The sequence below is a fragment of the Roseospirillum parvum genome, from assembly GCF_900100455.1.
GTDB lineage: Bacteria > Pseudomonadota > Alphaproteobacteria > Rhodospirillales > Rhodospirillaceae > Roseospirillum > Roseospirillum parvum.
This window is the reverse complement of record NZ_FNCV01000024.1, coordinates 1-6,453: the sequence shown is the minus strand read 5'-3', so window position 1 is coordinate 6,453 and position 6,453 is coordinate 1. Positions and strand designations below refer to the sequence as shown.

The following is a 6,453-nucleotide window of genomic DNA, read 5'->3' as shown; positions in this document are numbered from 1 at the left end:
GCGAAGCGCGCCAGGTCACAGGCCAGGGCCGTCACCAGCGCCGGCACCGGCGACAGCGGCAGCGCGTAGCGGCCGCGCAGATAGCCGTCGATCAGCGCGGTGGCGTCGGCCAGCGCCGGGGCCAGGGCATCGCCCTCCTCGCGGTAGGCGAGGTCGGCGATTTCCTGGGCGCCGAAGCGCTTCTCCATGTCGGCCTGGGTGGCGTAGGTGGTCACATCAAGGGCCCTTCATGGCGTGGTGAGAGGCCTCCCAAACAGCATCGCGCTCGGCCGCCGACACCTCGCGCCCCACGACGGCCGCCAGCGCACGGGCGTCGGGCCGACCATCCTTCGTCCAGTGGTCCGGATTGCCCGGCTCCAACTGCCCGATGGCGGCCAGCAGGTCGGTGGCACCGTCGGTGGCGGTGGCGGGATCGGTGGTGTCGGTGGCGGGGGGCTCGACGACCGGGGTGTGGCTCCGCAGCCGCCCTTGCGCCATCAGCGGCGCGGCCAGGGCCGGGTCCATGGTCAGGGTTTCGCCTTCGTGGTACAGGCGACCGCCCACCCGAACCGCCATGTCAGAGGACACCATGTACTGGCTCATGGCACCCTCCCTTAAGCGGCCGCGTTTTCGAAGAAGTAGCCCAGGGCCGAGGCCGTGATGAGCTCCACCACGCTCTCACCGGCGCGGACCACCTCGCCGCCGCGCAGGCCGACATTGCGATCGTGCCAGGAGCCGGCAAGGCGCCCGCCGAGCTGCGGGGTCATCCCGAACGTCGCCCCCTGGCGGGTGTCGGCGGTCTTGTTCCGGTGCAGCAGGGCCAGGTGCTTGCCCCAGACCCGCTGCATGTTGGCGGGCTGCCCACGGCGCGCGGTGTTCACCCACCCCCGACCGACAAGCACCTCCTCGAGCTCGAACACCTCGGCCACCTGCTGTCGCGAGGCCATGCCGGCGTCCCCGCTGTTGCCCTGGACCGCCTTGACGATCTGGGGATGCTGGCGCAGCACCGTCCACGCCGCCTGGCCGATGACCAGGATGTTCGGCCGCATGATCGGCTTATCCAGGGCCTCGGCGATCACCGTGAGCGGGCTCGAGTTGTCGAAGTCGGAGAACTGATCGGTGCCGGCCAGGGTCTCCTTGTAGCCGGCCGGATAGGTGGTGGCGCTGAAGACCAGGTTCGCCGCCCGGACCTCGCGGTCCAGTTCGATCAGATTGCTGATACCCTCCACCGCGCGCCCCTTCGGGTTGTACCCGGGCGGCGCGTTGGTGATGTCGTCCTGGGGGATCACGTCCTCCAGGCCGTAGTCCTGGCAGGCGGCCGTCGCCTCGGTAGCCCCGAACTCCACCTGGTTCACCTGCCCCTTGCGACCGACCAGGGTGTCGGGAACGGTGAAGTCTTCGGCCAGGTTGTGAACCAGATACTTGAACTCGCGGCGGCCAACGGGCACCCGGGGCAGGACCTGATCGGCGATCATCTCCCCGTTGCGGTAGGCCATGGCGATCGCGGTCAGCGCCGGATTGCTTTCAAAGGGGCGGGCAGTGGCGGTGCTCATCAGACGGTCTCCCCGGTGAGGGTGTGCTTGGCGATGTGGACCAGGCCGATGTCGCCGTCGGCGCCGGCAACCATGGCCTGCCCGATGATCGACGCATAAGCACCGGCGCCCGGCGCGGCCGCCACGGCCTTGCCGTCGTCGTCGGCGGTCAACCAGTCGCCCTCGGCGACGTTGCCCCCGTACTCGACGTCGGCGAGGTCGGAGAGGACCACGTCCGCCACGTCGCCGGCGTTGGCGGCGCCCAGGTCCGACACCCCGATCAGGGCATCGGTCGCGGCGGTGGCCTGAACCACCTCACCGCTGGCGAGCGTCACGATGCGGCGCGGCGCCACGGCGGCGCCGACCTTGTAGGACTTGATCAGGCCCGGGTTACTCACTGGTTCATCTCCTTGACGATGTGGCCGACCGCCTGGGTCACGGTGATGTCGAGCCCGGCCCGGCGCTGCTCCTCCTGGAAGGCGATGGCCCGGCGGGAAATGTCCTCGGCCCGGGCCTGCGCCGGCTCGCTGCCGTCGGGGGCGGCCAGCTCGGCGAACTCGACCCGTTTGGGCAGGCGGCCGAGCACGTCCTCCTTGAAGACGGTCAGCGGATCGCGCCCCTCGCCCTCGCCGAAATCAACGCTGGCCCCGTCGATGGCCTCCATGAAGGCGGCCAGAGTCTCCTTGGCGCAGGGCAGCGGCCGCCCGTCGGCGACCAGGCCATCCAGGAAGGCGGCGTTGTCGGCCCGCCGCGCCGCACGCTCGCGCTCGGCGAACTGGGCCTCGCGCTGTTTCAGGTCTCTCTCGCGGGCCTCCAGGGCGGCGGCCGGGTCCTGGGTGTCGGCGGCAGCGGGCGCCGAAGGGGTGGGCGTGGTCACGGCGGTTTTCTCCTGGGGTTCGGTGAAGTTGGGGGTGGCCGCCTCGGCCTCTTCCTGCAGGCGCGTCGCGGCCTCGCTGATCTCGTCGATCTGCCAGCGGCTGGCCACATCGTCGCCGGCGGCGGCATCGCCGCTGTCGGCGATCTCCTGATCGCGCAGCCGGCTGAAGGCGTTGGCGATGGCACGCAGGGCCCAGGCCAGGCTTCGCTTGGTGGAGGCTTCGTCGGCGGCGGCGAACTCGACGGTCACCACCTCCGTGTCCTCGCTCAACTCGACTGGCGCCATGCCCTTCACGGCCGGTGGCTGCGCACCGAGAAAGCCGATGTGGCGCAGGTGGTAGCGCCCAGGCGTCGGGTTCGACGGGCTGGAAGGGGGGTAGAAGCTGGCCGAAACCTTCTTGAAGCGCCCGGTGCGCACCATCTCGGCGAAGGTGGGCTCCAACTGGTCGATGGTCGCTTTCAGGCCACGCCCGTCACGGCGCAGGGCCTTGACCCAGCCGTAGGCCGGATCGTTGCTGCGAGGATGACCAACCACCACCGGCGCCTCGTGCACCGCCGGATCGTAGCCGGCCACGATGGCGTCCAGGTCGGCGGCGCTGAAGCTCAGGGTCTCTCCGCTCATGGCCCTGTGGCGGCCGGGGCGGAAGATTTCGATCTCGGGCACGGCGGAACCTCGCGTCGGAACAACGTCGAGGAACACCCTAGAGGGCGGTGCCGGATCGGGGAGGGCTGACATTTGTCAGTCCACCCCCTGCGTGTGGGGAGCGCCCCCACCATAGCGCCACCGGCCGGGGTCGTCCAGGAAGGGCGACGCGGGCCCGTGGTGCGCTGTAGATCAGTCAGGCCCCATCCCTCGTAAAGGGGGCCTCCCGGGCCTCTCACAGCCTCTTACGGCCTCTCAATCGGGCCATCGACGGCCCGACCGGTCGGTCGGCCGGGAAACGGCGCCGTTGAAGGGGGATTGAAGGGGGCAGGAGAGAAGAAGCTGGCGATCAGCAGGAGATGGTGCGGGACGCGGCTTCGGCGTCCTGGAGCGATCTTGATCCGTCGGGAGGGCGGGCGTATTCTGAAGGGGAAAAGCGATGGTCGCGGACGGGCGCGTTAACCATCGCTGGCAAGCCTAGGCTCCCGATCGGCCGGGCTCCCACCATCAGCGTGATCGACTGTACAGCAGCTGCCCAGCCCGCACGCGGTTGAGGTAGCCGGTGCCGCGCGCCGTCAGAAAAGTCCAAGCCTCCATCCGGCCACGCACACCATTGGCCACCAGGATGAGGCGACCAGCGGCGCCCAGGTCGACCGCCTGCACCAGTCGGCGACGCAACGCCACCCGCCCCGTCAGGCGGTGACGCTCCCAGGATAACCAGATTTCCTCGGGGTCCTCGAGCAGCTGAGGCAACAGGGGCGCCAGCGGAGCCCGGTGCACCTGCAGGTGAGCACCCAGAACCTCGGCTGAAACATGGACCGCCGAGCCGTCCGGGGTCCGAAAAGTGCGCTCCTCGCCGCCGATCACCGCGCGCACCGCATCTACTACCTGGTCCCGAGTATCCACCGGCTGACCCAGCGGTCGCCCAGGCCGGACGGGCAACTCGCGCGGTAGGCCGAGGCTATCCCAGGTTTCGCCCCCGATGCGCTCCCACTCGGCCTCTGGGGCAGCCCGAAAGTCAGCCATCACTTGGTCGTCCACATTCCGCCCCCAGGCGGCCTCACCGACGTTGTATCCCCAGCCGGTGTCGATCCCCTTTGGCGTGGGCCAAGTGGCGGTGGTGCCATCGGCCCGCCGGACGGGCCGGTCTTCCATCGTCACCTTCGGCGCCTGGTCGGACGGCGTCGGGGTGTAGCCATAGCGCGCCAGCTGGCGTTCGGTCAGCACCTGGATGGTGCACCGACACTGCCAGCCGTTCGGCGGATAGTGTGTCGCCCAGAAGGGGTGATCGGCGGGCAAGATGATGCCGTGCCACTCCTTGTGCTGCGGCCGCGTCCGACTGTCCAGGACCGCCTGGTAGCGCAGGTAAAGGACCCGCCCGCGCTTGCGCTCCCGCGCGGTGGCGGTGTTGATCTGCTGCCACTTTCCGGCGGCCCGGGCGGTCCTCATGTTGGTGTCGTAGATGACCCGCGACCTCCAGCCCCGGGCGCCGTTGTAGGTCCAGCCGTGGCGGGCCACGATGCGATCAAAGTCCCGGCGGAAGTCGGCCAGCGTGGTCCCTTCATCCAGCGCTTTCTGGAGGGCGCCCCTGAAGTCGGTCAGCAGATCCTCCTTCATGGCGCCCGCGATCACGAAGGCGCGGGCGTGCATGCCCTCCTTCAGGTCGGTCCAGGTCGCGGTGGGGAGGTTGACCTTCTGGCGCAGGTAGTCCTGGGCCTCCTTGAACGGCAGCGGCGTCAGCGGGTCGGGCTCAGCCATGGCCGACCTCGGCCCGGCCCGACAGGTCGGCCACCGTCGCGGCCCGAGCGATCAGGTCGGCCAGATCGTCCAGCGCCAAGTCAGGGTAGGCGCGCTCGATGCGCGCCATGGCATCGGGGATGCTGTCGGCGTCATCGATGGCCTGGCGGATGGTGTCGATCATCGCGTCCATTGCCGCCCCGGCCGCCGCTTCGAGCTGGCCCACCAGCGCGTCGACGTCGTCGCCGATGTCCTGCTGCTCGGCGAAGGCCGGCTGTGGCGCCCGGGCCTCCTCCGTGGGAGGCTGTTGAGCTTCCGCCCGGCGCTCGAATCCCTCGCCGTAGGTTTCGTCGATGTACTCCTGGGTGGGCTGGTAGCCCATGTCGTAGATGGTCCTGTCGCGCTCGGCCCGCGTCTTGAGGTCTTCCGGCTCAGCCACGTCCCGCCACACCCAGGGCTTGGCCGCGCCGGGGAAATTCCAGTCGACCAGCCAGCGGATCACCTGGTCGGTGAAGCTCTCGCAGATCAGGTCGGCATCAGCCTTCACCACCTCCAGCTTCACATCCTGGTGGACCTGGGCCTGCGACAGGCTGGACCCGTCGTCCGTGGTCATGGTCTGCGACAGGATGATCTTGCTGATGGCCCCATCCAGCAGCCGGTAGAATTCGGCGTAATCGCCACCGGACTGCCGGGTCGCCTCCAGCAGCTCGACGAGGGTGCCTTCCGACACCACCAACGATGAGTCCTGGGTGATCGCCCGCAGCGCCTCCAGCAGGTTGCGCCGTTCCTCCGTGCTGGCACTGCTCGGCAAAGTCCCCTTTGCGGTTGGGCTGGCGAATTTCTCCAGGTAGATCGACCAGAACTTGACGCCATTGCGCTTCAGCCAGACCGGCCAGTAGAGGTAATGGGCCAGGCCGCGCCCATAGGGATCGTCGTCGTCCTCGCCGCCGGAACTGAAGGTCCAGAACTTGCGGGGCGGCATGACCAAGCCCTCGGGATGATCCTTCGCCAGCAGCCGCAGAGTGCCGTCCGCACCGAACCTGAAGCGGGCCGTGCGCCGCACCTTGAGGGCATCCAGCACGATCTGCCCGGCGCTCGGCGCCCACAGGCACTCGGCCACGCCGTAGCCGTAGAAGACACCGTTCAGCATCTTCTTGGTCACGTTGTCGAAGCGGATCGCCTTCAGCTGATCCTCGACGAACGCGGCCGCCTTCCTGTCGTCACGGCGCGGGCCGCCCGGCTCGACCGTCCACTCCCGCGACACCAGGGCGTTGACGCGCTGTTGCCAGCAACTGTGGACTTGATCATCACGCTTCAGGCGCTCGTAGATGGCCAGGTCACCGCGCCCCCGGGTACGCAGGATTTCATCGCGAGGCTGGCGTAACTCAGCGACCCAGCTGGCGGTGATGTCTTCCCCGTCGGCACTGGCAACGGCGATTTCCTGGAAGTCCGGTTGGGGGGTGTTTTCGGCCATCACATGAACCCTTCAAAGCCGCCGCCGGCCGGGCCCAGCGGATCGGTGTCATAGACCTCAAGGCCCGCGCGCAGATCTCCGGCAGTGGTGACCTCGATGGGGCCTGTGCCGTTCGAAGCCGCCTCGATTGCCAGCGCCAGGGCCCAGAAGTGGTCGGCGTGGCCGTCCGGGGTCCGCTCGGCGGCAAAGCGGATATTCCCGGCGACGGTCAC

8 protein-coding genes are annotated in these 6,453 nt (G+C 69.0%); all 8 read right to left on the bottom strand.

What is annotated here, in order from left to right; all coding sequences use genetic code 11:
• Positions 1-215: phage protein Gp36 family protein (locus tag BLR95_RS15135; protein WP_143131044.1), on the bottom strand; the 215-nt coding region annotated here is incomplete at its 3' end.
• Between the two features lies 1 nt (position 216).
• Entirely contained in the window at positions 217-582 is a 366-nt protein-coding gene (locus tag BLR95_RS15130; protein WP_092622064.1) for a hypothetical protein, read from the bottom strand.
• An 11-nt stretch (positions 583-593) separates the two neighbouring features.
• Positions 594-1,532, bottom strand: coding sequence for a phage capsid protein (locus BLR95_RS15125; RefSeq protein ID WP_092622062.1), 939 nt, complete (start codon positions 1,530-1,532; stop codon positions 594-596).
• On the bottom strand, positions 1,532-1,909 hold the full coding sequence (locus BLR95_RS15120) for a DUF2190 family protein (RefSeq protein ID WP_092622060.1): 378 nt from the start codon (positions 1,907-1,909) through the stop codon (positions 1,532-1,534). The genes BLR95_RS15125 and BLR95_RS15120 overlap by 1 nt, the downstream gene beginning before the upstream one ends.
• Positions 1,906-3,051, bottom strand: coding sequence for a hypothetical protein (locus BLR95_RS15115; protein ID WP_092622058.1), 1,146 nt, complete (start codon positions 3,049-3,051; stop codon positions 1,906-1,908). Before BLR95_RS15115 ends, BLR95_RS15120 begins: the two co-directional genes overlap by 4 nt.
• Positions 3,052-3,537: 486 nt before the next feature.
• A complete protein-coding gene (locus BLR95_RS15110) occupies positions 3,538-4,788 on the bottom strand; it encodes a PBECR2 nuclease fold domain-containing protein (RefSeq protein WP_092622056.1) in 1,251 nt (416 codons plus the stop codon).
• On the bottom strand, positions 4,781-6,241 hold the full coding sequence (locus tag BLR95_RS15105; protein ID WP_092622054.1) for a DUF935 domain-containing protein: 1,461 nt from the start codon (positions 6,239-6,241) through the stop codon (positions 4,781-4,783). The genes BLR95_RS15110 and BLR95_RS15105 overlap by 8 nt, the downstream gene beginning before the upstream one ends.
• On the bottom strand, positions 6,241-6,453 hold a 213-nt coding region (locus tag BLR95_RS15100), incomplete at its 5' end, for a hypothetical protein (RefSeq protein ID WP_425438450.1). The genes BLR95_RS15105 and BLR95_RS15100, both read right to left, overlap by 1 nt.

Excerpts from the sequence above, each read along its gene's own strand:
- BLR95_RS15130 (WP_092622064.1), bottom strand. The coding sequence starts at position 582 with ATGAGCCAGTACATGGTGTCCTCTGACATGGCGGTTCGGGTGGGCGGT.
- BLR95_RS15125 (WP_092622062.1), bottom strand. The coding sequence starts at position 1,532 with ATGAGCACCGCCACTGCCCGCCCCTTTGAAAGCAATCCGGCGCTGACC.
- BLR95_RS15110 (WP_092622056.1), bottom strand. The coding sequence starts at position 4,788 with ATGGCTGAGCCCGACCCGCTGACGCCGCTGCCGTTCAAGGAGGCCCAG.
- BLR95_RS15105 (WP_092622054.1), bottom strand. The coding sequence starts at position 6,241 with ATGGCCGAAAACACCCCCCAACCGGACTTCCAGGAAATCGCCGTTGCC.